The organism is Halobiforma nitratireducens JCM 10879 (genome assembly GCF_000337895.1).
In the GTDB taxonomy this organism is placed as follows: Archaea; Halobacteriota; Halobacteria; order Halobacteriales; family Natrialbaceae; genus Natronobacterium; species Natronobacterium nitratireducens.
Genome location: NZ_AOMA01000048.1, coordinates 1 through 22,800, shown reverse-complemented (window position 1 = coordinate 22,800; position 22,800 = coordinate 1). Strand labels below are relative to the sequence as shown.

The 22,800-nt window shown below is 65.3% G+C and carries 23 protein-coding genes; 11 read left to right on the top strand and 12 right to left on the bottom strand.

The features are described from left to right. From C446_RS03620 to C446_RS03610, 3 genes are all read right to left on the bottom strand, one after another. The gene (locus C446_RS03620; RefSeq protein ID WP_006671704.1) at window positions 1-1,101 is read right to left on the bottom strand and encodes an ABC transporter substrate-binding protein; all 1,101 of its coding nucleotides are present in this window, start codon (window positions 1,099-1,101) and stop codon (window positions 1-3) included. 102 nt (window positions 1,102-1,203) lie between these two features. Then, on the bottom strand, window positions 1,204-2,235 hold the full coding sequence (locus C446_RS03615; protein ID WP_006671703.1) for an NrpR regulatory domain-containing protein: 1,032 nt from the start codon (window positions 2,233-2,235) through the stop codon (window positions 1,204-1,206). A 10-nt stretch (window positions 2,236-2,245) separates the two neighbouring features. Beyond that, on the bottom strand, window positions 2,246-3,640 hold the full coding sequence (locus C446_RS03610) for an aspartate aminotransferase family protein (protein ID WP_006671702.1): 1,395 nt from the start codon (window positions 3,638-3,640) through the stop codon (window positions 2,246-2,248). Between the two features lie 196 nt (window positions 3,641-3,836). Here C446_RS03610 and C446_RS03605 point away from each other — a divergent pair, with 196 nt between their 5' ends. Beyond that, window positions 3,837-4,796, top strand: coding sequence for a DUF7139 domain-containing protein (locus C446_RS03605; protein WP_006671701.1), 960 nt, complete (start codon window positions 3,837-3,839; stop codon window positions 4,794-4,796). A gap of 137 nt (window positions 4,797-4,933) precedes the next feature. Continuing rightward, the gene (locus tag C446_RS03600; protein WP_006671700.1) at window positions 4,934-5,206 is read left to right on the top strand and encodes a hypothetical protein; all 273 of its coding nucleotides are present in this window, start codon (window positions 4,934-4,936) and stop codon (window positions 5,204-5,206) included. 445 nt (window positions 5,207-5,651) lie between these two features. Here the strand turns inward: C446_RS03600 and C446_RS03595 are convergent, their stop codons facing one another. Further along, window positions 5,652-6,137 (bottom strand): metal-dependent hydrolase, encoded by a 486-nt coding sequence (locus C446_RS03595; RefSeq protein WP_006671699.1) that lies wholly within the window; start codon window positions 6,135-6,137, stop codon window positions 5,652-5,654. Between the two features lie 112 nt (window positions 6,138-6,249). Then, entirely contained in the window at window positions 6,250-6,789 is a 540-nt protein-coding gene (locus C446_RS03590) for a CinA family protein (protein WP_006671698.1), read from the bottom strand. A gap of 125 nt (window positions 6,790-6,914) precedes the next feature. Between C446_RS03590 and C446_RS03585 the strand changes: the two genes are divergently transcribed. From C446_RS03585 to C446_RS03570, 4 genes are all read left to right on the top strand, one after another. Further along, window positions 6,915-8,015, top strand: coding sequence for a pyridoxal phosphate-dependent aminotransferase (locus C446_RS03585; RefSeq protein ID WP_006671697.1), 1,101 nt, complete (start codon window positions 6,915-6,917; stop codon window positions 8,013-8,015). A 56-nt stretch (window positions 8,016-8,071) separates the two neighbouring features. Beyond that, entirely contained in the window at window positions 8,072-9,355 is a 1,284-nt protein-coding gene (locus C446_RS03580) for an ArsA family ATPase (RefSeq protein WP_049920011.1), read from the top strand. A 262-nt stretch (window positions 9,356-9,617) separates the two neighbouring features. Next, complete coding sequence (locus tag C446_RS03575) at window positions 9,618-11,249, top strand: MATE family efflux transporter (RefSeq protein ID WP_006671695.1); 1,632 nt, start codon at window positions 9,618-9,620, stop codon at window positions 11,247-11,249. 132 nt (window positions 11,250-11,381) lie between these two features. Further along, window positions 11,382-11,633 (top strand): winged helix-turn-helix transcriptional regulator, encoded by a 252-nt coding sequence (locus C446_RS03570; RefSeq protein WP_006671694.1) that lies wholly within the window; start codon window positions 11,382-11,384, stop codon window positions 11,631-11,633. Between the two features lie 27 nt (window positions 11,634-11,660). Here C446_RS03570 and C446_RS03565 read toward each other — a convergent pair whose 3' ends face one another. From C446_RS03565 to C446_RS03540, 6 genes are all read right to left on the bottom strand, one after another. After that, a complete protein-coding gene (locus C446_RS03565) occupies window positions 11,661-12,116 on the bottom strand; it encodes a universal stress protein (protein WP_006671693.1) in 456 nt (151 codons plus the stop codon). A gap of 206 nt (window positions 12,117-12,322) precedes the next feature. After that, the gene (locus tag C446_RS03560) at window positions 12,323-12,895 is read right to left on the bottom strand and encodes a hypothetical protein (RefSeq protein WP_006671692.1); all 573 of its coding nucleotides are present in this window, start codon (window positions 12,893-12,895) and stop codon (window positions 12,323-12,325) included. A gap of 90 nt (window positions 12,896-12,985) precedes the next feature. Continuing rightward, window positions 12,986-13,912, bottom strand: coding sequence for an SDR family oxidoreductase (locus tag C446_RS03555; RefSeq protein WP_006671691.1), 927 nt, complete (start codon window positions 13,910-13,912; stop codon window positions 12,986-12,988). 216 nt (window positions 13,913-14,128) lie between these two features. Then, entirely contained in the window at window positions 14,129-14,965 is an 837-nt protein-coding gene (locus C446_RS03550) for an endonuclease V (RefSeq protein WP_006671690.1), read from the bottom strand. A gap of 67 nt (window positions 14,966-15,032) precedes the next feature. Beyond that, window positions 15,033-16,007 (bottom strand): rhomboid family intramembrane serine protease, encoded by a 975-nt coding sequence (locus C446_RS03545; protein ID WP_049920006.1) that lies wholly within the window; start codon window positions 16,005-16,007, stop codon window positions 15,033-15,035. A 183-nt stretch (window positions 16,008-16,190) separates the two neighbouring features. Then, window positions 16,191-16,805, bottom strand: a complete 615-nt coding sequence (locus C446_RS03540) for a hypothetical protein (RefSeq protein WP_049920010.1) — start codon at window positions 16,803-16,805, stop codon at window positions 16,191-16,193. A 122-nt stretch (window positions 16,806-16,927) separates the two neighbouring features. On the opposite strand from C446_RS03540, the gene C446_RS03535 reads away from it, so the two are divergent. From C446_RS03535 to C446_RS03525, 3 genes are read left to right on the top strand one after another with little or no spacing between them, the layout of a single operon-like run. Continuing rightward, the gene (locus C446_RS03535) at window positions 16,928-17,368 is read left to right on the top strand and encodes a DUF5788 family protein (RefSeq protein WP_006671687.1); all 441 of its coding nucleotides are present in this window, start codon (window positions 16,928-16,930) and stop codon (window positions 17,366-17,368) included. Then, on the top strand, window positions 17,369-19,120 hold the full coding sequence (polX, locus tag C446_RS03530) for a DNA polymerase/3'-5' exonuclease PolX (RefSeq protein WP_006671686.1): 1,752 nt from the start codon (window positions 17,369-17,371) through the stop codon (window positions 19,118-19,120). It begins immediately after the preceding gene. 57 nt (window positions 19,121-19,177) lie between these two features. Continuing rightward, window positions 19,178-19,774, top strand: a complete 597-nt coding sequence (locus tag C446_RS03525; protein ID WP_006671685.1) for a Mut7-C RNAse domain-containing protein — start codon at window positions 19,178-19,180, stop codon at window positions 19,772-19,774. Window positions 19,775-19,849: 75 nt separating this feature from the next. Here C446_RS03525 and C446_RS03520 read toward each other — a convergent pair whose 3' ends face one another. Continuing rightward, window positions 19,850-20,578, bottom strand: coding sequence for a PHP domain-containing protein (locus C446_RS03520; protein ID WP_049920009.1), 729 nt, complete (start codon window positions 20,576-20,578; stop codon window positions 19,850-19,852). Window positions 20,579-20,877: 299 nt separating this feature from the next. Between C446_RS03520 and C446_RS03515 the strand changes: the two genes are divergently transcribed. Both C446_RS03515 and C446_RS03510 read left to right on the top strand, forming a co-directional pair. Next, entirely contained in the window at window positions 20,878-21,165 is a 288-nt protein-coding gene (locus C446_RS03515) for a DUF7565 family protein (protein ID WP_006671683.1), read from the top strand. 162 nt (window positions 21,166-21,327) lie between these two features. Continuing rightward, window positions 21,328-22,800 (top strand): TIGR00341 family protein (locus tag C446_RS03510; protein WP_152419357.1); only part of this gene is annotated, 1,473 nt, incomplete at its 3' end.

Sequence of the window (22,800 nt, the reverse complement as noted above, 5' to 3'; positions counted from 1 at the left end):
TTAGCCGATGATGAACTCCTCCCAGCGTTCGTTGACCCAGTCCTCTTCTTCGAGATACAGCTCGTAGTGCGGGACGATCGCTTCCTCCGGGCCCGGACCCGCGATCTCCTCGTAGGTCTCGTCGTCGATCTCGGAGTGTTCACGGTCGATCGTCGGGGCCGTATAGAGGTTCTCGGCCACGCGGTCCTGGATCTCCGGCCGGCTGGCGTAGTCGATGAACTGTCGGGCCTCCTCGGTGCGATCGGAGGTCTCGAGCGTGACCCAGGAGCCGGAGTCGAGCACCGATCCCTCCTCGACGAAGTTCGACTGGACGGGCGCGCCGTCGTCCTGCATCACTCGCGTGATATCGCTGTAGAGCATCCCGGCAGGGACCTCGCCGTCGCGGAGTCGCTGCTGGAACTCGGCCTCGTTCTCGTACCAGAAGTTCGCCTGGTCGGTGACGCCCTCGAGTTCCTCGAACACGTCCTCGACGCCGTCGCGGTCCTCGAGTATCTCCTGACCGCCGAACTGGACTTCCGCAGTGATATCGAGCAGAAACGAGTTCGACGCCAGGCCCAACAGCCCGAACGTATCCTCGTACTCGTCGTCCCAGAGGACTTCCCAGCTATCGAGTGGTTCGTCGACGACTTCCGTGTTCTGGACGAGATTGATGTACCACGAGAGAGCACCGATACTCGCGATACCGCCGTCGGCCTCCTCGATCAGGTCGTCACTGATGTACTCGAGGTTCTCGAACTCGTCTTCGCTCCCCCAGATGTGCCACAGATCGGAGTTCAGACCCCGGAGAACCCCGACGGTGGACATGATCGCGACGTCTACGGGTGCCTCGCCCGCGTTGACCGCGCTCTCGTACTGGGCCAGCGCCTCCTCGGCCGTCGGCTGCTCTTCGGAGGTCGCCTCGAAGTCGACCTCGTCGTTGAACGGTTCGAACAGTTCGTCCTCGAGTACGTCCTGGAACACGCCGCCGTAGACGGCGACGCTCAACGTGTCGTCCTCGAGAAAGCCCGTACAGCCTGCGAGCCCCCCGAGAGTCGCAGCCGCGCCGGTCGCCGCGGCGGACCGCAGGAACGTCCGTCGATCGTGCGTGGTTTTCCCTGGCATGTCATTGCCACCTACGCCTCAGTATCCATGTGACCGGTATAAAACTTCGCACACCGATATCCGACGCGTCGACGCGGATCGGCCGGCAAAACGTCCGCCCTGTCAGTACGTCCCACTCGAGGGACCGTCCTCGAGCGTCGAGACGGACCGGACCGAGTCGAGCATCCGCCACTCGTCTGCGATACCGGCTTCGACACACCGGGCGACGACACACCCGGCAGCGCCGGCGTAAGTCAGAGTTCCGGAGGTCCACCCCGGCTCGCCCCACGGGAACGGTCCCGTCTCCCGGGGTCGCCGATGGTCGAGGACGCCCCCGAGCCGGTCTCTGGTCTCGCCGGCTACGTCGGTGACGGTCTCGTACCGCGACAGCGGGAACTCGAGGGCGTCCGCGACGAGCAACCCGCGTTCGTCCGCCAACGCACCGGCGACGTCGGTCCGGCCGGCCTCGATAAGCAGGGAAACGATATCGAGGGTCGCCCGCTCGTCGCCGATCACGTCCGTAAACCGCAGGACAGCGCCGCCGTCCGTCGCCGGGTCCAGGTCGTCGTAGGGAACGATCTCCGGATCGGGTGCGGCGTGATACTCGATTACACCGCTTGCCTCGAGGTCGGCATCGATTCCCCGTGAGAGGAGCACACCGTCGATCGTGACGCTCGAGGGGACCGCGACCTCGAGTCGATCCGCGTCCTCCTCGCCGCCGACTGGCCGGACCGACACACGAACCGGCCCCATCGGCGACTCGTCGATCCGTGTTAGCAGTTCCTCGAGTCGATCCCGCTCGGCCGCCGGCACAGTTACGGTACCGACGACAAGGTCTCCCTCGTCGCTGCCCGGGTCGTAGGTGACGTGGCTGGTCAGCTCGAGGAGCCGTTCCCGGAGCCGTTCGGTACGACCCGCGACGCCGCCGCGCTCGAGTTCCGCGTGGCCAGCCTCGGTCAGCCGCCGTCCCCGCGAGCCGGCTTTCTCGGTCAGCCCCTCCTCGTCGAGTTCGGCCAGCGTGAGCCGCACAGTTCGTTCGGTCACCGAGTACCCTCGCTCCCTGAGGTGCTCGGTGAGATGGACGCTGCCGATCGGTTCGTGGGCAGACAGCAGGCGAAGCACGTCGTAGGTCCGGCGGTCGGGATCGCTCGTCATGCTCGTTCGGTCACTGCTGGGCGGCGGCTAAATCAGTGGCGAGGTCCGCGAACGCCTCGAGGTGGGCGTCGACGTCGTCGGCGTCGTGCTGAACGCTGACGGTCCACTGCTGGGAGGCGTCGTGTGGGTGAGGGAACACGCCGCGGTTGACCATCCCCAGCCAGTACGCTTCGTGGAACTCCTCGTCGATGCGGCTCCAGTCACGAAACGTGCTGATCCGCTCGTCGGTGAAGTAGACCATGCCCTGGGAGCCCGCGCGTCGTACGTGAGCCTCGAGGCCGACGTCCTCGATTATCCCGCGGTAGCCCGCGGCCAGCCGCTCGGAGAGGTCGTCGATCCGCTCGTAGGCATCGTCGGTCAGAATTTCCGAGAGCGTGACGCTGACCGCCCGCAATGCGAGCGGGTTCCCGTTGTAGGTGCCGTAGTGGGCGGCACCGGTCGCCGTCCCGTCCTCGAGGTCGTCGGCGATCAGTTGCATGATCTCGCGGCGGCCGCCGAACGCGCCGACGGGGTATCCCCCGCCGATGGCTTTCGCCAGCGCGACCAGATCAGGCTGGACGCCGTAGTACTCCGCCCCGCCCCCTGGAGCCAGCTTGACGCCGGTTTTCACCTCGTCGAACACCAGCAACACGTCGTGCTCGTCGGCGAGTTCGCGCAAGCGATGAAGGAAACCGCTTTCCGGCTCGACGAGCCCGAGGTTGAGACAGGCGGGTTCGACGAGGATCGCTGCGACCTCGTCCCCGTGGTCCCGCAACAGCCGTTCGACGCTGTCCGCGTCGTTGTACTGGGCCAACAGGAGCTGGTCCTCGGCGTCGGCGGGGACGCCCTTCGACTCCCGGACCGGGTTCGGGTCGTCCGCGGGGCCGACGGCCTCGAGAGGCGGCATCTTGCTCACGAGCGCCGGGTCGTGTGCGCCGTGATACGCACCTTCCATCCGAATGAGTTTCTCACAGCCGGTGTAGGCTCGTGCGAGCCTGCTGGCGTGCATTACCGACTCCGTGCCGCTGTTGGTAAAGCGGACCTGTTGGATCGCCTCCCAGCGCTCGATCAGGGGTCGCGCCGCGGCCTCGAGCAGTTCGTTCGGGCGTGTGTAGAGCGTCCCCCGCTGTACCTGCTCCGTAATCTCATCCGTCAGTCGCGGGTGTGCGTGGCCAACGAGTTGCGCCCCGTTGTTGAGCGCGAAGTCGACGTAGCGGTTGCCATCGACGTCGAAGAGGTACGTGCCCTCGGCTCGGTCGGCGTGTACGGGATGCGGATCGTAGGCTCGGAAGGTGCTGCAGACGCCGGCCGGTACCAGTTCCCGCAACTCGTCGGCCATCTCGGCTGAGTCGGTCGTTCGATCCCGGTAGCGGCTCTTCTCGCGGGAGAGTAGCCCGTCCGTCGCGGTGGGAGTGTTCCGTTCCATCGTCGACACAGGCCGGAAACTTATTTCCGGTACAGTCCTGGCGACGCGGAGCAGACATAAATAACTTCTCTCTACCCACGTTATCATGGGCCATATCCGGACAGGTCCGTGGGATGACTACAAGCGGCCTCACCTCTCCGACTCTCGAGATGTGTCTGACGTACCGTTTTGTGACGGGAGGTCGAACGACCCGGGTATGACAAGCCTGACGGAGGTTTACGAAGGGGCGGAACGAGAGGTGACGAGCCTCCGGCGGCTGTACGCAGGGACGGCGCTTGTACTGCTCGGGGCGGCGCTCTCGATCGTCGCCGTCCTCGTGGCGACGACGGACTTCTTCGCAGGCCTCGCGATCGGCCTCGTCGACTGGGGGATAGCCGACCAGTTCGTCGTCGTCCAAGTCGCCGGCGTTCTGGCAGGACTGGGCGTCCCGGCGGCGCTCGTCGGCGTCTTCATTGTGCTCCCGGCCGGACCACGGGTACGGGCTGCCGCGGCGATCAGCGCCAGCCTCTGTCTGCTCGGTGTGAGCCTCTTCTGGTACGCCTACCCCGAGAACTGGCGCTACGGCAGCGACCAGCTCACCCTCGAGGTGTCGGCGATCTACCTGCTGGGGCTCTTTACGGCCGTCTGGTGTCTGTTCACCGCCGTCGTCAACTTCAAGACGCGCAACGACCCCGGCGGCATGCTCGAGATGAACGTCACCCGGAAGAACCAGACCGTCCTCGAGGTCGAGGACGACGACGAACCGGCGACCGGCGTCGGCGGGGTTGGCTTTCTCGGATCGACACCGGACGGCGAGGTCGAGACCCAGACGAACGCCGGCGACGGACGGACGCAGTCGTCCGGGTCGCAGGGGTCGTCGACGAACCGGATCGGAGCTACGAACCGAGCCACGAGCGACGGCGGATCGGCTGCCTCGGACATTACGTCACCGCTCGACGCCAACGACACGGGTCCAGGCAGCGCCGAGATCGTCGGCTCGCCGGACCCACAGACCGACGCCGACCGGGAGCCGGCCGACCGCTACTGTGGAAACTGCCGGCACTTCGAGTACGCCCGCTCCTCGTCGGGCATGGTGCCGTACTGCACCTACCACGAGACCGCAATGGACGACATGGACGCCTGCGGCGAGTGGGAACCGAACCGGAACCGGGACTGAACTCGAGTGGCGACATCCGAAGTCCGGCTGTTCGTCACGGGCGAATCCGTCTCTCGAAACCGTCGGGTAGCCACCGAATCCATCGAAGACGGCCTATTTTGCAAGGTTTTTTGAATAAAAAGGTGTTTTTCGATCGTATGTCGGTTTCTCGGCTATCCGACCTCAACGAGTACGGCGTCACTGCGGTGCTGTGTGTCGTTGCAAGCGCCGGAACGCTGTTTCTCGGCGGGACGAGCTACTGGTATCTGTCGGCTGTTTTGTTCGGCCTCGCTGCAGTCACTGTCCTGCGCGCGATGCGGATCAAGGGCGACCCCGACGAATACCCTCACGACCGCGAGTCAGCGAACACCGATCGGCAAACGGAACTCGAGGGTGAGAAAGGTGGCGTAATGGGCGAGCAGGGACTGTAACCACCAGTCTCGGTGCGCAGTTCCAGGTCGTCGGCGACACTGGCAGCCACAGCAACAACCGCTGCGAATGCTCTCGCTCGAGAATGGACCCGAACTGACTGACCCCCAGCGGTACGGTTCGAGACACCACCAATCCCGCTCTCGGGACCCGCGACGGGGAGCCATACGTGCTCGGCGGTAACTCCGAGGTCGACACCCAGCCCGGGGGACAGACCCTGCAGTTCGTCAGCGTCGCCGAGTTCGGCCCCAGCGCCCAGAAGTCGTCGACGAACTCGAGGAACGCAGTCACGTTGTCGACCGGGGTGGCTCGTTCGGAACGGCAACGGTAAACACGCGCCTCGTCGACGACGGCGACCTCGATATCAGCGTGGAGTTACGAAGCGAAATTCCGTCGGGGGATCGTTTCGGACAGACGTCTGAAAGGCGTCCCGACACACGGAACCCCCTAGATCCCGATCGACTGGCGTGCCAGTTCGAACCCGTGTCGGGGAAGCTCGTAGATGATCGCCGCGGCGACGGCGAGTTCCATGACCGTCACGATCACGGTCATCAGGTCCGCTCGGTTGCTGCTGACCGGTACGCCGATCGGTAGGCCGAACTCCTCTTTCCAGACCGGGTAAAACAGCGCGATACCGCGCTTGCTCCCCGCGACGTCGAGCACGTAGTGGGTGAGGACGCCGATCCAGACGTACTCGAGGTTATCGAACAGTTCCGGGAAGAGGAAAAAACCGACCAGTAAGGGGAGATTGTGCAGCGTCTTCCGGTGTTTACCGAACGCCGTGTCGATATCGGGAACCATGGCCCCCAGCGTGACGGGCACCCCGATCATGACGATCGTCTCGAACGTCTCGAGGTTCCCGGCAGGCTCGAGCAGGTATCCCAGCCCGATGCTGAGTAACACGGCGTTGAGAACGTGACCTCGCTTGTTCATTACCCGCTACTGGTGAGTCGAGTCCTGAATAGCTTTCCTCTCGGGGAACAGTCCCGTTTCGGTGACCGTGAACTGCCGGAGCCACGTGGTTCGAGACGCCTGCTGTGTCTCGTCACCCGTCGGCTTCCGCGCCATCGTCGCGTACCCGTTCGACTTCCTCGAGCAAGTCCTCGAACGCAGCGTCGACGGTCCGGGCCCGGACCTCGGCTCGATCGCCGTCGAACACGTACCGGGAGACGGTCGAGTACGAAGACTCGCTTCCCCAGGGACCGGCGTACGCGACGCCGACGTACACCGTTCCGACCGGGGTCTCCTCGGTGCCCCCGGTCGGGCCGGCGATTCCGGTCGTAGCGATTCCCCAGGTGACGTCGGCCACGTCGCGGACGCCGCGAGCCATCTCGCGAGCGACTGGCTCCGACACAGCACCGTGTTCGTCCAGCGACTCGCGGCTGACGCCCAGCCGTCGGCGTTTGGCGTCGTAGGCGTAGGTAGTCGAGCCGGAGTGGAAGTAGTCGCTCGCACCCGGGACGGCGGTCAGTGCCGCGCCGATTAGCCCGCCGGTACAGGACTCGGCAACCGCGAGAGTAGCGTCGGTCTCCCGCAGCGCGTCTGCGACGGCCATGGGAAGTTCCCTGTCGACGTCGTCGTTCATCTACGCGGTCGAACGCGCTCGAGGGTTGTCAAAGCGCGGGCGCGGCCGACCGGTCGCCCGTTTCCGCGACAGCCCCGAGCCGACGAACGGAAAGACCGACGTACGATTAGCCTGGAGAGTACCGTATGGAGTACGAGACGCCACTTTTCTTCCGCGTGATGGAGTACGCCTCGCAGGCCGACGGGGACGTCATCGACATGGTCAGTGGCAACCCCGACTGGGAGCCACCCGAATCGCTTCGGGCCGGGCTTCACGAGTACGCCGACCTCGAGCCCGACGCCTTCCAGTATCCGCCGAGTCCCGGACTGGACGATCTCCGTGAGGAGATCGCCGCCCGACGCGGTGTCGACACCGAGCAGGTCGTCGTCACCAACGGTGCCGGCGAGGCCAACTACCTCGCGATGGCCCGCGCGCTAGAGCGCGACCGTGGCGAGGAGATCGTCCTTACCGACCCGGTTTACCCCTACTACCCAGGAAAAACGACGATGCTCGGAGGGACCCAGACCTACGTCGCGACCGACGACGACGGGCAACTCGATCCTGCGGCCGTTCGCGAGACCGCAAGCGAGGACACTGCTGCGATCGTCGCCAACTCGCCGAACAACCCCACCGGCGCGGTCTACCCGGAGGAGACGGTTCGCGAACTCGTCGCCATCGCCGAGGAGTACGACGCGATCCTGGTGAGCGACGAGGTGTACGACCACTTCGACCTCTCCGGGAACTTCGCGAGCGCACTCGAGGTCGACTCCGACCATCGAATCGTCACGAACGCCTTCTCGAAGTCGCTGGCAATTACCGGGTTCCGGGTCGGCTACGCCGTCTTTCCCTCGGAACTGGTCGAGAACGCGAAGAGCCGGCACATGCTCGTCAACGTTGCCGGCAGTCGCCCCTCGCAGTACGCGGTGTTGCAGGCGCTTCGCGAGACCGAACCGGCGTACTACGAGCGAAACCGGGATCGGCTGCGCGAGCGCGTCGACGCGTTCACCGACGCCCTGGACGCGGCCGGCGCGGCGTACACCGAGCCCGAGGGCGCGTTCTACGTGCTGGCGCGGTTCGAGGGGTATCCGGGGACACTCGAGAACGTCTTCGAGTTGATCGACGAGACCGGCGTCGCGGGGATGCCCGGAACGGCATTTGGCGACTCCCGGTCGGACTGGGTCCGGTTTGCCCTGGTGACCCCGCGGGTCGAAGAGGCGGCCGAGCGGCTGGCGACCCACTTCGAGTGAGTCACCCGGCACTCGAGACCGACGAATACTCGTGTGCCGCCGGGAAACGGGGTGGTATGAGTGGCATCGACGTCGAGCCGGTCGACGAGGAGGAGACCGACGGCGACGCCGAGACCGAAGCAGGTTCGAGCGCCGAATCGGCGGACGACAACACGATCGAAGTGACACCGACGGACTCCGTCGGCGAAGAGGGAGACCAGGAGCCCGACAGACGACGGGACGCGGTCGACATCGATCCCACGGACGACCCGATCGACGGGCCCGACTACGTTCTCTACGGGGGGAAAGGGGGCGTCGGAAAGACGACGATGGCCGCCGCAACGGCACTCGACAGCGCCCGAGCAGGCGTGCGCACGCTCGTCGTCTCGACCGATCCGGCCCACTCGCTGTCGGACACATTCGAGACCGACATCCCGGCCGAGCCCGCCCGACTGCGAGACGACGTTCCGCTCTACGGTGCCGAGATCGATCCCGACGCGGCGGCCGAGCGCGGTCAGGCAGCGTTTCTCGGCGACGATACGGGTGGTATAAGTGGGATGGGCGACATGGGAATGGGCGCTGGCGACGACGGCTCCCTCGGAGAGACGGGCTCGGGGGCCGGTGGCGGCCCCTTCGGCGGCCTCGGCGAGATGCTCGGCGGCGACTCCCCGATGGACGCGCTGTTTGGCGGCTCCATGCCCGGGGCGGACGAGGCCGCCGCCATGCAACTCCTGCTCGAGTATCTGGACGACGACCGCTTCGACCGCGTCGTCGTCGACACTGCACCGACGGGCCACACGCTTCGGCTGCTCGAGCTGCCGGAGGTCATGGACACCATGCTCGGACGCATCCTCCAGTTCCGCCAGCGACTCAGCGGGATGTTCGAGAACATGAAAGGGATGTTCGGCGGCGGGGAAGACGTTCCCGACGACCCGGACGATCTCGAGGACCTGCAGGTGCTCCGTGAACGAATCGAGCGGCTCCGTGCGGCGCTGCGGGACCCGGCACGGACGGACTTCCGGATCGTCCTCGTTCCCGAAGAAATGAGTGTCTTCGAATCCAAACGACTGCGAGGACAACTCGAGGAGTTCGACATTCCCGTGGGAACGGTCGTAGTCAACCGAGTCATGGAGCCGCTGTCGGACGTAACTGACGACGTGGCGATCGACGGTGAGGCCGAGTTCCTCGAGCCGAATCTAGACGACTGCGAGTTCTGCCAGCGCCGGTGGGACGTCCAGCAGTCGGCGCTGGCCGAAGCCCAGGAGCTGTTCCGGGGCCCCGAGGTCAAACGGGTCCCGCTGTTCGCGGACGAAGTTCGCGGCGAGGAGATGCTCGGGGTCGTCGGGGCCTGTCTTCGGTAGCCGGCGTCCGCTGGCGACTGTTTCGGTCCCCCGTCGATTCCCTCTCGAGGACGGCTTTTGCCGCGTTACTCACCCGGGCGTGACTGTCAATCGCGGCCGCTGTGGCGTCGTCTCGACCGCTTCGAAAGAGCTTTACGGTCCATGACTGACTATTTAGTCAGTAGACGGTTCGGCGGTCCCCGAGAGGACGTGCGGTCGCGCGAGTATCGATTCCTTTCCTCCTGTCGGTGGACGCTGTCGAATCCGAATCGCATCCGTATAGATGAGTCCGGAAGAGCCAGCCTCCGACCCCGACGACGACCACGTCGGCGACGAACCCGAAGGCGAAACGAGTAGCGACGGGTCTTCCGGGTCCGGCTCCAGATCGGGATCGGGATCGGGAGCCGAATCCGAGTCGGAAGTCAGTTCCCTCCCCTCCGGGAGTTCGATCACCCGCGGGAGCCTCGTCAAACCGCTCTTTCACCTGGCCTGGCCGATCGTCGTCATCCAGTTGCTGCAGGTCACCTACAACGTCGTCGACACCCTGTACCTGGGGCGGCTCTCCGCCGAAGCCGTCGGCGCGATCAGCCTCGCTTTTCCGCTTATCTTCCTGCTGATCGCCGTCGCCGGCGGCTTTACGACCGCCGGGGCTATCCTCGTCGCCCAGTATACCGGCGCGGAGGGCGATCGATCGGCCGGGATGGTCGCCGGCCAGACCGTCTTCTTCGTCAGCGTTCTGTCCGTCGTCCTCGGGATCGCCGGCTACTTCTACACCAGACCGGCCCTCGAGATTCTCCCGAGCGATCCGGACACCTCCGCGACCGTCATCCCGCTGGCGGCCGACTACATGGAAGTCATCTTCCTCGGCTTGCCGCTGATGTTCGGGTTCTTCGTCTTCTCCGCGCTGATGCGGGGGTACGGCGACACGCGGACGCCGATGCTCGTGATGGTCGTCTCCGTGATCGTCAACGTCGTGCTCGATCCGGTCTTCATCTTCGGCTTTCAGGACAACCCACTGTTCGGGTGGCTCGGACTGACCGCCCTCGAGAACACCCTGTACGCCGCGACCGAGTTCGCCGGCTGGGGGATCGAAGGGGCAGCGATCGCGACGGTCGTCGCCCGCGGTGTCGGGACCGCGATCGGCCTCTGGATACTGTTCGCGACCGGCGTCGGCCCGACCGTCCATCTCGAGCATCTACGGCCCGACTTCGAGTTCATCGAGGACATCATTCGGCTCGGTACGCCGAGTATGGTCGAGCAGTCGACCAGTGCGCTGGCGATGATCGCCCTGACTGCGATCGTCGTCACGTTCTCCCCGCCGGTCGTCTCCGCCTACGGGCTGGGCAACCGGCTGATCTCGCTCGTGTTCCTCCCCGCGATGGGGCTCGGCCGGGCCATCGATACGATGGTCGGGCAGAACCTCGGCGCGGGCCGAGCGGACCGGGCAGCGCGGTCGGCCTGGCTCGCGGCCTCGACGGGGGCCGGCGTAATGTTGGTGGTCGCCGTGATCGCCGTGACGTTCACCGAACCGATCGTCAGCGTCTTCCTCGGCGACGTCCCCGACGCTCCCGAGACGATCGCCCTGGGGGTCGAGTACGTCCAGATTCGCTCGGTCGAGTTCGCCTTTATCGGCGTCTCACAGGTGATGCTCGGCGCGTTCCGCGGGGCCGGGAACACGACGACCGCGATGGTCATCTCGATCCTCACCCTGTGGGTCGGCCGGGTGGGAACGGTCTTTACCCTCGTGTTCATCTTCGACTGGGGCCCGACGGGAATCTGGGTCGGGATGGCCGTCGGCAACATCCTCGGCGCAATCGTCGGCGCGGCGTGGTTCGCACGCGGCACCTGGAAGGACCGCTACATCGACGCGGACGACCCGGTCGAAGAACCCGTCTCGGAGAGCACCGCTGACTGAGGCCACCGTCCGTTCCGTAGACGTGTTCTCCGGCGTTTGGAATCGAAACACGGCCTGCTGAACCATCGCTCCCAGTAACTGAGAACCGCGACGGCGATTGATACCTATCCGAGTGAACACCTACCACACTGAATGCCGACCGACCAACCGCCGGACCGACCCGACGAACAAGACCTGGCCCTCCTCGAGACCCTCGCGGAAACCGGTCCCACGACGGTTCCGCAGCTGGCCGACCGGTTAGGGGACCACCCTGCAACGATCGAGCGACGGTGTTTCGCGCTCCAGCACGACGGGCGCATACGGCAATGCACGGGTGGCAAGTTCATCCTCGCAGAGAGCGACGACGAGCCGGGAGACGTTGCCAGCCAGGTCGCAAGCGATTGATCGCCGCCGGTGCTCGAGTCGAGTCGATCAGCTCACGACGACGGTCGTCACTGGGCGGTCGCTGTCTAGAATGACGGCCTGTGCCACGCTGCCGAACAGTACTTTTCCGACCGGCGACTGCGAGCGGGCACCGATAACGATCCTGTCGCTCTCGTACTTCTCGGCCAGGGAAACGATTACCTCCGCTGGGTCCCCTCTCGCCTCGTGAACCGCATACTCGACGCCCTCGGCATCCAGCAGGTCCGTCGCGGTCTCGATGGAGTCCGGCAGCGACTCGAGGTCGGTCACGTCCTCCTGAACGGCCGCCGAATTCGGGTCGAAGCTCCCGCTCGGCGAGGTCGGTGCTTCCGGGCCGGAAGCCCCGTGGACGTGAACAACGTCGACCGTGACGGCGTTCGCAGCGTCCGGAAGTTCGGCGATCCGCTCGGCCTGCTCGCGTGCTCGCGACTCCGATTCATCAATCGGTAACAGTACTCGGAACATGGTCGAACGGATTGTCGACAGTGAAATAGTTCTATCCCACAACTACCGATCGAGCCACGTCTGCGTTTCGGACGTAGGGTACTATCGTCCGGAAATCGTCGAGCCGGTCCGAGTTTGGATCGACGAAGGCGTACCGACTCGGTTCGGCGGGCCATCTCCTCCCAGACACCCAGCTACCGAACGACAACCGGTAGATCGATCGGCCGCTACTCCGTCTCGAGAACCCGCTCGTCGTCGCCGCGATCGAAGTCGACCGTCGAGCGCGGAGGGTCGGCGTCTCGTCGGTCACGACGATCGGTGCCGACCACCTCGCTCGAGGCACACTCGAGACAGTAGTGATTGTACCCGACTGAACTCGTATACACTGGAATGCCGGCGAACGCGTACTCTTCGCGATAGCGCCGGACGAGCCCTCTATTGACTGGGCTCTGACAGGACACACACTGGTTGCGACAGTCTTCCTCGGGACGTACGACGCGCTGGTCGACGCTATGGACGCGCCCGAACGTCGTCACGCCGTGGCGACGGTCCAGTCGCTGTCGGAACCGGGGATTGACGAAGATACCGAACGCGGCGGTGACGAACGCGATACAGAACAGGATCGTCGCACCGATCACCGCTGTCGTGGCCGTCTCGAGCGAGACGAGAACCTGAACGCCGGCGAAGGCGATCATCACTGCGAGCAGTACCAGTGACCAGCCGGCGATGCCGTACAGCAGGTCCGAGACGGTATCCGCGAGGGCGACGATGCCGGGCGGAGAGTCTGAATCGGAGGGCACGCTTATACCGTGGTTTTCGTTCCGCTATCAAGAACGTTCTGTCGCGCTCGAGCGGTGTCGATGCGGGCGAGTTGGGGGAGACGGCCGTTCTCAGACGAGCTTTCGAAGGAACGCGTACCCAGCATCACGGATGCGAGCCGGCAGGAACCTGGCGTAGACGCCGTACTGGGCGATCGGCCCGACCGGATACCGAGCCGGCGGGTCCGGGGTCGTGCTCGCGGTCAGGATCGCCTCGGCGACATCTTCGGGCGCGGAGGCGAAGGGGCCGCCTTTCCCACCGCCGATCAGCTCCATCTCGTCGTACAGTTCGTACAGCGTCTCGTAGGCCGGTGTCCGTTCGTTCTCGGGCAACTCCTCGTCGACGCGGTCCGTGAAGTTCGTCTCGACTGGGCCAGGCTCGACGACGACCACGTCGATCCCGAACTCATCGATCTCCGTCCGCAGGGAGTCGCTCATCGCTTCGAGGGCGAACTTCGACCCCGAGTAGGCTCCCGAGCCGGGGAGGGAGACGCGGCCGGCCGCGCTCGAGACGTTGATGATTCGACCCGCGCCCTGGGCGCGCATATGCGGCAGGGCGGCACGGACGAGCCGGTGAGGGCCGTAGACGTTGACGTCGAACTGCCGGTGGAGGTCCGCTGTGGAGACGTCCTCGAGCGGGCCCATCTGGGCGTAGCCCGCGTTGTTCACCAGACAATCGATCGCGCCGCCGATGTCGACGGTACGCTCGACGGCCCGTGCGACCTGGTCGGGGTCCGTAACGTCGAGTTCGAACGTCGTACAGCCGGCGTCGGCCAGGTCCGCGATATCGTCGGTGTCGCGAGCGGTCGCGAACACCTGCCAGTTCCCCTCGAGGAAGGCTTCGGCCGTCGCACGGCCGATTCCCGAGGAACAGCCGGTGATCAGGACGGACTGTTTCCGGGTGTAGCGGTCGTCGGCGGTGTCGTCGGTCGCCCCGCCCGAATCGTCGCCGACGGAACCGGTCGTCTCGTCGGTACCCTCGTCGTCAGCGGTAGCCATGTGCGATTCGTTCGTGAGACGATACCTAAGTATCGACGGTTTGTCGCGCCGACCTGAAATTCACCCTGCGGTACCGGTCGTCCCGAGAGAGCAGCGGTCGTTCGCCCGCAACACGGCCGACGAGCCACAGCGAACGGCTCGTACGGAATGCGGTAAGATATCCCGCGCGATCGCTCTCGTCTGCGGTCGCGCCGGAAACGACATCCACTGGTCGTATCAATCGACGAGCCCCTTCGCTTCCTCCGCGTAGCTGTCGGCCAGCCGGACGGGCTCCGGGAGCTTGTACGTCGACGCGAGCGCCTGGACGAGAGCGGCTGCCGTCTCCGGCCCGACCCGGTGTCCCGGACTGACGTACAGCGGATTGATGTGCCGGTCCGGCGAGTCGTACTGGCGGGTCTGGACCGCATAGCCCAGCAAGGTCCCCGCTGACGCGTCGACGCTCGAGTCGGCCTCGATAGGAACCCGTTCGCCCGCAGCCAGCCCCTCGGTGTCGGCGATGGGCTCCCCACAGAGCAAGCTCTTGGCGACGCCGACGCTCGGTACGTCGCGAACGACGCCGATGTGGGTCGCGATGCCGGCCTGCCGGAAGTGGATGCGGCCGCTGCCGTCGAACAACAGGAGATCGGGGTCGATCGACAGTTCCTCGAGTGCGGCGAGGATCGGCCCACCTTCGCGAAACGCCAGCAGGCCGGGGACGTAGGGTATCTCGAGGGGCGTGACGGCGTGGACGCGCTCGATCACCTCGCCAGCCTGCATGGCGACGACGGCGGAGAGCGCGCGGTCGTCGCCGAGAAAGGACTGATCGACGCCGGCGACGATAGGTGGGTTCTCGAGCGTCTGGTCGTCGTCGGAACTTGTGGCCGGTGTCGACGACTCCGAGAGGGTCGTCTGGGTGGACTGCCGGTCGTCTCGTCGCGACGACGTCACGGCGTCGACATCGAACGAGAAGTCGTCCGCGAAGACGGCTGCGTCGGCGATTTCGCTCTGGAGGGCTTCCATGTCGTCGCGCGAGAGGCCGGGTTCGGGCGCGAGATCGGGGCGCGGATCGCTCATGAATACGGAACCGTTGCCGGCATGAGAAAATCAGTTGTAGGGTTGTGATGCGACGTTGCGATTGGAATCAGAACCGACGGCGACCACCCGGCCCGCCGGGACCACCCGGGCCACCGGGGCCACCAGGCCCCATCTGCAGTTGATTCGGCGTTCGGATGTTCTTGTTCCGCTTGAGGTACTCGCCGTAGGCGACGCCGACGAGCAGACCGACGAGGTGTGCACCGTGGGCGATTCCGAGGCCGCCCGGCGCACCGATTACGATCAGGAGCGCGCTGATGATCGCCGTCCCGATCGTGAGGTACTTGATCGGCATTTCGATGACGAAGAAGAAGTACACTCGGAGGTCAGGGTTCAAGACCGTCACGACGCCCAGAATCGCCAGTGCTGCGCCACTGGCACCGAGCACGCTCGCACCGAACGTGGGGTCTCCGAAGACGACCACGGCTGCGAGTTGTCCGAGTCCCGCCAGTACGCCGCTGACAATAAACAGGATCGCGAAGTCTCGAGACCCGGTATAACGCTCTACTAGCGGCCCGAAGAAGAAAATCACGATACTGTTAAAGATGATGTGAAATATCGTCGTTTCGGGCAGTGGCATGAAGAACGGCGAGTGCGCAAAGATCGACGTGATCCACGTCCAGACGTGTTCGGGGTTGGCTAACGAGAGCGTGAACAGATAATCGTGCAGTCCAACGCCGCCGACGGCGTAGGCCAGAAACTGCGCCGCCATCGTGAGCCACATCAACGCGAGGAACGTGTACGTCATGTTCCCGCGGAAGTACGCCAGCGGGCCACCGGGACCGGTATCGATCGGCAGCGCGTCGAGGGCCCTCGAGCCGACCGACTTCGACGTTCCCGAACTACCGGCCTGGACGCTGTCGTCGAAGCCGCTGTCGAACACCCCGCTCGGATCGTTCCAGTTCTCGAGCCCGGAGCAGCTGTGGTTCTCCGGGAGCCGATGGTCGGCACAGTAGGTACCGCCACAGTGCCGACAGTTGTACGGCATATTTTCGTCTTTCCCACACACGTCGCACTGGGCCATTGGGCTGGGGTAAGTGGGGCGTCGCTAAGGGATTTGGGGTTCGCGTCGCCTCGAGGCCGAGTGAGTCGGAGGTGACTGGGGCACTATCTATAGCCACTGCAAGTCAGTGCGTACCTGCTCGCCAGACTGATCGGCGATCAGTGTGCAAATCGTTGCAGTTGTTACCATAGCACGGCAGCCGAGTCAGAGCGATTCGTGTGTGACGGTTCCGTTGGAGTAGTGGACAGGCCGGTCTTCCCGTAACTGGAGACAGCCTGCGTCCGGCCCACTGGTCGAAAAGCCACACCCACGGAGGTCATCATCGCGATACCGTTCGGTCCGTACCGCATCTGCAGCGTCGGGATACGGCGCGTCGTACTCGACGCGGTACAGAACTTGTCCGGGACACTCGTCTGACTCGGTCGTCGTGTTGTGCGTCTCGACGTATACCCGATACGCGGCGACCGTCGCATCGTCCGGTGACGTTCGACGGATTTGGGCGGAGACCTCGGTATGTCTCGAGGTCTCGTTGATCGTGCCGACCCAGACCCCGCTACTGCTCGATTTCGTGTATGCACGGACGTCCTCGTAACATCCCGAGTCGACGATTTCGACGGACTCGATTTCGGGATCGGGTGGGGACTCGTCTAAGAACGACAAGCCGCCGACGGCGACCGTGCCGATAGCGACGCCGACCAGGAGCGTACCCGCGAGGAGCACTCGAGCGTCGACGGCGTCGAACCAGCGAGTCGAACCCGTTCCCGCGTGTCCCGCCCCGCTTGCCTCGTCCCTGCGTTCGTCTTTCTCGGGATCGCTCATCGCGTCCGATTCGTCAACGAGGTGTAAAAACGTCTCTCTTTCGGATGGCGGGCCGACGGTCACCGGAACGACGACTCGCCACGTACTGTACACTTTTGGCTCCCCGGGCCCCACATTCGGGTGTGCAAGAGTACGAGCGAAAGCAACTGCTCGAGCGGGTCGAGCGCGAGGGCGCGACCGTCGGCGCGGATATCCCGGAGACGATCGAGGTTCAGGGGGAAGAGATCGACCTCCGGACCTTCGTCTTCGAGATCAAACGCCGCGAGACGGTCCCGCCGGGTGAGCGCGACCGCGTCGAGCAGGCCAAGAAGAACCTGCGTCGCGAACGGCTCGAGCGCCTCGAGCGGATCGAGGAGGGGGACATTCCCCGCGAGAAAGGCGAGGACCTTGCACGCAGTATCATCGGGATCGACCGTGCGCTGAACGCCCTCGAGAGTCTCGGGTCGACGGACCTCGAGCGCGAGCAGCAGGCCCAGCAGGCCCAGGACCGCAAACGCTGGATGTCGTTCCTAAAAAAGGCGCTAGGACGGGACGACGACCAGGGCAAACGGAGGGGGCGCTAGATGGCGACCAACGCCGAAATCGCCGGCCGGTTCGAGGAGTTCGCCGACCTACTCGAGGCCGACGGCGTCGAGTACAAGCCCCGCGCGTACCGGCGTGCGGCCGAGAACGTCCGGTCGCACCCGACGCCGATCGCGGACTACGTCGCCGACGGGGACCGCGAAGCCATCGAGGGGATCGAGGGCGTCGGCGACGCCATCGCCTCGAAGATCGTCGAGTACGTCGAGACCGGCGGGATCGAGGAACTCGAGGAGCTACGCGCGGCGTTGCCGATCGACATCGCGGACATAACCCGGATCGAAGGCGTCGGCCCGAAAACGGCCGGGAAACTCTACCGGGAACTCGGCATCGAGACCCTGGACGACTTAGAGGTAGCCGCCGAGGCCGGGGAGATTCAGGAGGTCACGGGCTTTGGCCCCAAGACCGAGCAGAACATCCGCGACAACCTCGAGTTCGCCCGCGAGGTCGGCCAGCGTCACCTGCTCGGCGAGGGGCGGCCGCTCGCGGACGACGTGCTCGCCTACCTCGAAGACCTCGAGACGGTCGAGCGCTGCGAGGTCGCTGGTTCGATCCGTCGCTGGCGCGAGACGATCGGCGACGTGGACGTGCTTGCGGCAACCGACTCGCCGGAAGCCGTTGTCGAGGCGTTCGTCGACTGGGGCTCCGTCGACAGCGAAATCGAGTCGGGTCCGGCGAAGGCGAGCGTCCGCATCGGCGAGATCCGGGTGGACCTCCGGGTCGTCGCACCCGAGGAGTTCGGCTCCGCGCTGCAGTACTTCACGGGGAGCAAAGACCACAACGTTCGGCTTCGCAACTACGCGATCGACCGCGGGATGAAGTTAAACGAGTACGGCGCGTTCGACGTCAGTGACCTCGAAGATTCCCAGGAAGGGCAACGCGTCGGCGACCGCGTGGCGGGCGATACCGAGGAAGGGATGTACGAAGCCCTCGGGCTCCCGGCGATTCCACCGGAACTCCGGGAGGATCGCGGGGAGATCGCTGCCGCCGAAACCGACGACCTCCCGGACCTGTTGACCCGGGACGACATCCGCGGTGATCTCCACACCCACACCGAGTGGTCGGACGGTAACGACACCGTTGCGGAGATGGTCGCGGCCGCAGCGGAACGCGGCTACGAGTTCTTCGGGATCGCAGACCACGCCGAAGGCCCCGGCGTCGTCGGCGGGATGGGGCTCTCGAACGAGGAGATCCTAGAGCAGGTCGACGTCGTCCGCGAGGTCGACGCCGACACCGAGATCGAGGTCTTCGCGGGGATCGAGGCGAACGTCGACGCCAGCGGCGAGATCGCCCTCTCAGAGGACGTGATCGACGCGCTCGACGTCGTCGTCGCCTCGCCCCACAGCGGCCTCGACCAGGACGCCGAGACAGCGACCGAACGGCTCGTCCGCGCGATCGAGAACCCGGCTGTCGACGTGCTGGGCCACCCCAGCGGACGGCTGCTCAACGAACGCTCCGGCCTCGCGTTCGACGCCGCCGAACTCGGCCGAGCTGCAGCCGAACACGGTACTGCTCTCGAGGTCAACAGCAACCCCCGCCGACTCGACCTGTGGGGCAGTGCCGTCCAGGCCGCCATCGAAGAAGGTGCGCCGATCGCGGTCAACACCGACGCTCACCGGACGACGACCCTCGAGTTCGTGCGCTGGGGCGTCCACACTGCCCGCCGCGGCTGGGCCGAACCGGCGGACGTGATCAACGCCTGGGACCGCGAGGAGTTGCGAGCGTTCCTCCACTGATCGAGATCGAGATCGAAATCGAGAGCGAAAGCGAAAACGAAAACCAGACCAAAACCCATGCGATTCCTCCTCGACGTCATGTGCGGCGGGCTCGTCTCTTACCTCCGGATGTGTAACCACGACACCGTCTACGCCGGCGATCGCGACCTCGAAGCCGACGACGCCGTCCTCGCCGCTACACGAGCGGAGGACAGAACGCTCGTGACGCGGGATGTCGCGCTCGCGAACCGGGCGGCGTCGGACCCCGGCTTGATCCTGCTCGAGTGTCGCGAGGTCGAGGCACAACTCGAGGAGCTTGCAGCCGCGGGCGTCCCCCTCGAACTCGCGGACGAGCCACAGTTCTGTGGACGGTGCAACGGCACGCTCGAGGCAACCAGCCCCGCCAGTGAAGCGCGTGCGGGACGGGAGATACCGAACTACGTTCCGACGCCCGTCAGCGCTCCAGGATCGGCGGCTGGAGAAAACGACGGGCACCGACGGGGGATGGGAACGGCTGGGGGCGACAGCGACGACAGCGGTGAAAACCGTCGCCGGGACCTCGAACTCCGGCGCTGTCGAAGCTGCGGTCAGTTCTTCTGGCGTGGCAGCCACTGGGACCGGGTAGAGGCGACGCTCTCGAGGATCGATCCCGGGCCCGACGCCGCTGGAGAATAGAGCCGCTCGACGCGTGACTGGTCTCGCGGTTCGAGCGTGCTCGGGCGTAGTCTCGACGAGACGGTATCGGCGCGGTTAATAGACGGAAACGTCATCGAACCGGCCGTCGTAAGCGATGTGGCGGGGATGGGTCGGCTCGATCCCGGACAGGAACAGTCGGTCGCCTTTCTTCCACGTGTTCTCGTACAGCAGATGGCCGAGTTCGCCCGCCGTCGTCGCGAGCCGCTGGAGGCCGTTTCTGTAGACGACCCGCCGGGCGACACCGTCCTCGAGGGCCTTGCGGAGGTCGGCCTCCGTCTCGATCGGGACGTCGAAGGCGGTGTGGGAGACCCCGACCGTCCGGGGGAGATGCGCGTACGAGGAGGTAAACGGCGGCAACTCGAGTGACTCCGCGATCTCCCGTGCGCGGCTGTTGTGGGACGGGAGGTGTTTCGGATTGAAGATTTCGACCGCGTCGATCAGGTCCGCGTACCGGCGAACGTCGGCCGCGGTGACACTGACCGTCGCGAACTCCGGGTGAGGTGCGAGGACGGTCGCGTCCTGTCGGTCGAACTCGTCCATCGCGGTCTCGAGCGGAATGAAGTCGGGCACCGGCTCCGTCAACCCGATCGCGAGGACGTGTTTGCGCTCGTGCCAGGGCCCGGTGAACACCTCTCGACCGGGAACGACGAGCAGGTCCTCGCTCGAGTACCGTTCGGCCTCTCGCCGGATGTCCGGCAGCCGGGTGAAATGTGGTGCATAGACGATCGCGTCCAGTCCGGCACGTTTGGCTCGATCGACGACGTCGTCGTTGAGTACCTTCACGTGACAGTCGACCCGCGAGGCGGGCGTAGCCGTGGTCGCGGACGCCGCGTTACCGCCTGCTGGCGGAGCGTTGCCGTCGGTATCGGCGTCTCCGTCGGCGTCTCCGTCGCCATCGCCGTCCCTCTCGCTCACACGGTGGGATTACGGGAGGGGTGAGTTAGGGGTTCTGATTCGTGAACTGCCGGTCCTGATCGAGCGGTTGGCGGCCAGAGGCGGAACTACCGTGCTTTTCCGGTCGATTATCTCGGGACGATCTGACGACGAAAAGATCATTAGGTCGGCCCACCGATTCCCCCTAAATGGCCTGGGAATGCGGAATCGACGGCTGCGGTGAGGTGTTCGCCGACGTCGAGTCGGCCGTGGTCCATCAGGCGACCGATCACGAGCGCCGGGAGTGTAAAGTCTGTGGGACCGTCGTTCCGGATGGCTATCTGGCGATCCGCCACGCTTTTAACGAACACAGCCGCGCGGAGTACGTCCGTGCGTACGGTGCCAACGCGGAAGACGTCCGTGAACGCGAGGAGTTACTCGAGGAAGTCGAGTCGGAGGCGGACATGGAAGCGATCGCGACCGAACTGAAACGCTAAGGGAGCTCCTCGCCAGTCCCTTCCGGCACCGACCCGTCGTGACCACTCTCTACCGCCTCGTCGCTCTCCTCGCGACTGATCGCGACCCGCGACTGTCACCGAGTGGCGACTCTCCACCGAACGCCGACAACTGGTATGTGACTGTCTACAGTAGCGGCCCCCGTGCGCTATCTGGAGGTCATGATCCCTGCAGGACGGCAGGAGGCTGTCCTCGAGATTCTCGACGACGAGGGAATCGACTACGCGGTCAGCGACGAAGTGAGTGCACGCGAGTACACCGCGACGGTTCGGTTCCCGCTGCCGAGTACCGCCGTCGAATCGGTCCTCGATCGACTCTCCGAGGCCGGGATCGGTGACGACGTTCGGGTCGTCGTCATCGACGCCGAGACCGTCGTCTCAGAGGAGTTCGCGACGCTCAGATCGGAGTACGGTCGGGGTGAGTCGCTCGGGGGTCGGATTTCGAGACAGGAGTTGCAGGCCCGTGCGGCGGGGCTGACGCCGACGTTCTCCGTGTACGCGGCCATGACGCTGATAAGCGCCGTCGTCGCGACCAGCGGCCTGTTGCTCGACTCGCCCGCCGTCGTCGTCGGTTCGATGGTGATCGCGCCGCTAATCGGGCCCGCGCTGGCCGCGAGCGTCGGTATCGTGGTCGACGACGACGCTCTCCGCTCGACCGGCCTCTCCTACCAGTGCAGCGGCATCGCCATCGCGGTCCTCGGCTCGATCGTCCTCGCGGGATTCGCCCGCATGGCCGGGCTCGAGCCCGCGGGCATCGATATCGTAGCCGTCGCGGAGCTGGAAGAACGGGTCGCTCCGAACCTCCTCGCGCTCCTGATCGCCCTCGGAGCCGGCGTTGCAGGCATCCTGAGTCTCACGCGGGAGCTGTCCGAGGCGATCGTCGGCGTGATGATCGCCGCCGCGTTGATCCCACCGGCCGCGGCAGTTGGCGTCGCGCTCGCCTGGGGCATGTACGGAGCAGCGGCAGGGGCGACCGTCCTCGTCCTCGTCAACGCCCTGTCGATCAACCTCGCCGCGTTGCTCACGCTCTGGATCGGGGGGTACCGACCCCCCGGGCTGTTCGCCGTCACGACTGCGCGGCGGCGAACGATCGCGTTCGTGACGATCCTCGGCGCGGCGATGGTCCTCTTGCTCGTGCCGCTTCTCGGTGCTACACTCGTCGAACTGGAAGCGACACAACTCGAGTCCGACGTTGCGACGGAGACTGATGCGGTGCTAGAAGACCCGGCCTACGCCCCGTACGACGCCAACTCGGTGTCGGTCGAGTTGGACGACGACTATCCCGTACGGTCAGTCGACCGAATCGCGATCACGATCGACGGTCCCGACACCGAAACACGGACGGACCTGGTCGAACGGCTCGTGGCGGCGATCGATCCCCTCACCGAGGAGCCCCTGGCGGTCGAGATACAGTTCGTCGATGTCGAACACGAGCGAACCAGCGTTGACGGCGATGCGGAGTGGTCTTTCCCTGCAGCCTTACGCAGTGACCGACTGGTGAGCGAGTTATACGAAATCAAGGAGAATACCTGCGGCTTTAGCCGCAGGATGAATCCGACAACTTGGAATCAGCCCACCTTCGACACTCCAGTTCGAGTTTCCAATACGTACTTTGAA

Coding starts and splice junctions, on each gene's coding strand:
- C446_RS03595 (WP_006671699.1), bottom strand. CDS start 6,137: ATGAACAAGCGAGGTCACGTTCTCAACGCCGTGTTACTCAGCATCGGG.
- C446_RS03615 (WP_006671703.1), bottom strand. CDS start 2,235: ATGACGAGCGATCCCGACCGCCGGACCTACGACGTGCTTCGCCTGCTG.
- polX (WP_006671686.1), top strand. CDS start 17,369: ATGGCGACCAACGCCGAAATCGCCGGCCGGTTCGAGGAGTTCGCCGAC.
- C446_RS03580 (WP_049920011.1), top strand. CDS start 8,072: ATGAGTGGCATCGACGTCGAGCCGGTCGACGAGGAGGAGACCGACGGC.
- C446_RS03555 (WP_006671691.1), bottom strand. CDS start 13,912: ATGGCTACCGCTGACGACGAGGGTACCGACGAGACGACCGGTTCCGTC.
- C446_RS03525 (WP_006671685.1), top strand. CDS start 19,178: ATGCGATTCCTCCTCGACGTCATGTGCGGCGGGCTCGTCTCTTACCTC.
- C446_RS03570 (WP_006671694.1), top strand. CDS start 11,382: ATGCCGACCGACCAACCGCCGGACCGACCCGACGAACAAGACCTGGCC.
- C446_RS03550 (WP_006671690.1), bottom strand. CDS start 14,965: ATGAGCGATCCGCGCCCCGATCTCGCGCCCGAACCCGGCCTCTCGCGC.
- C446_RS03575 (WP_006671695.1), top strand. CDS start 9,618: ATGAGTCCGGAAGAGCCAGCCTCCGACCCCGACGACGACCACGTCGGC.
- C446_RS03620 (WP_006671704.1), bottom strand. CDS start 1,101: ATGCCAGGGAAAACCACGCACGATCGACGGACGTTCCTGCGGTCCGCC.
- C446_RS03605 (WP_006671701.1), top strand. CDS start 3,837: ATGACAAGCCTGACGGAGGTTTACGAAGGGGCGGAACGAGAGGTGACG.
- C446_RS03545 (WP_049920006.1), bottom strand. CDS start 16,007: ATGGCCCAGTGCGACGTGTGTGGGAAAGACGAAAATATGCCGTACAAC.
- C446_RS03565 (WP_006671693.1), bottom strand. CDS start 12,116: ATGTTCCGAGTACTGTTACCGATTGATGAATCGGAGTCGCGAGCACGC.
- C446_RS03610 (WP_006671702.1), bottom strand. CDS start 3,640: ATGGAACGGAACACTCCCACCGCGACGGACGGGCTACTCTCCCGCGAG.
- C446_RS03515 (WP_006671683.1), top strand. CDS start 20,878: ATGGCCTGGGAATGCGGAATCGACGGCTGCGGTGAGGTGTTCGCCGAC.
- C446_RS03540 (WP_049920010.1), bottom strand. CDS start 16,805: ATGAGCGATCCCGAGAAAGACGAACGCAGGGACGAGGCAAGCGGGGCG.
- C446_RS03600 (WP_006671700.1), top strand. CDS start 4,934: ATGTCGGTTTCTCGGCTATCCGACCTCAACGAGTACGGCGTCACTGCG.
- C446_RS03590 (WP_006671698.1), bottom strand. CDS start 6,789: ATGAACGACGACGTCGACAGGGAACTTCCCATGGCCGTCGCAGACGCG.
- C446_RS03585 (WP_006671697.1), top strand. CDS start 6,915: ATGGAGTACGAGACGCCACTTTTCTTCCGCGTGATGGAGTACGCCTCG.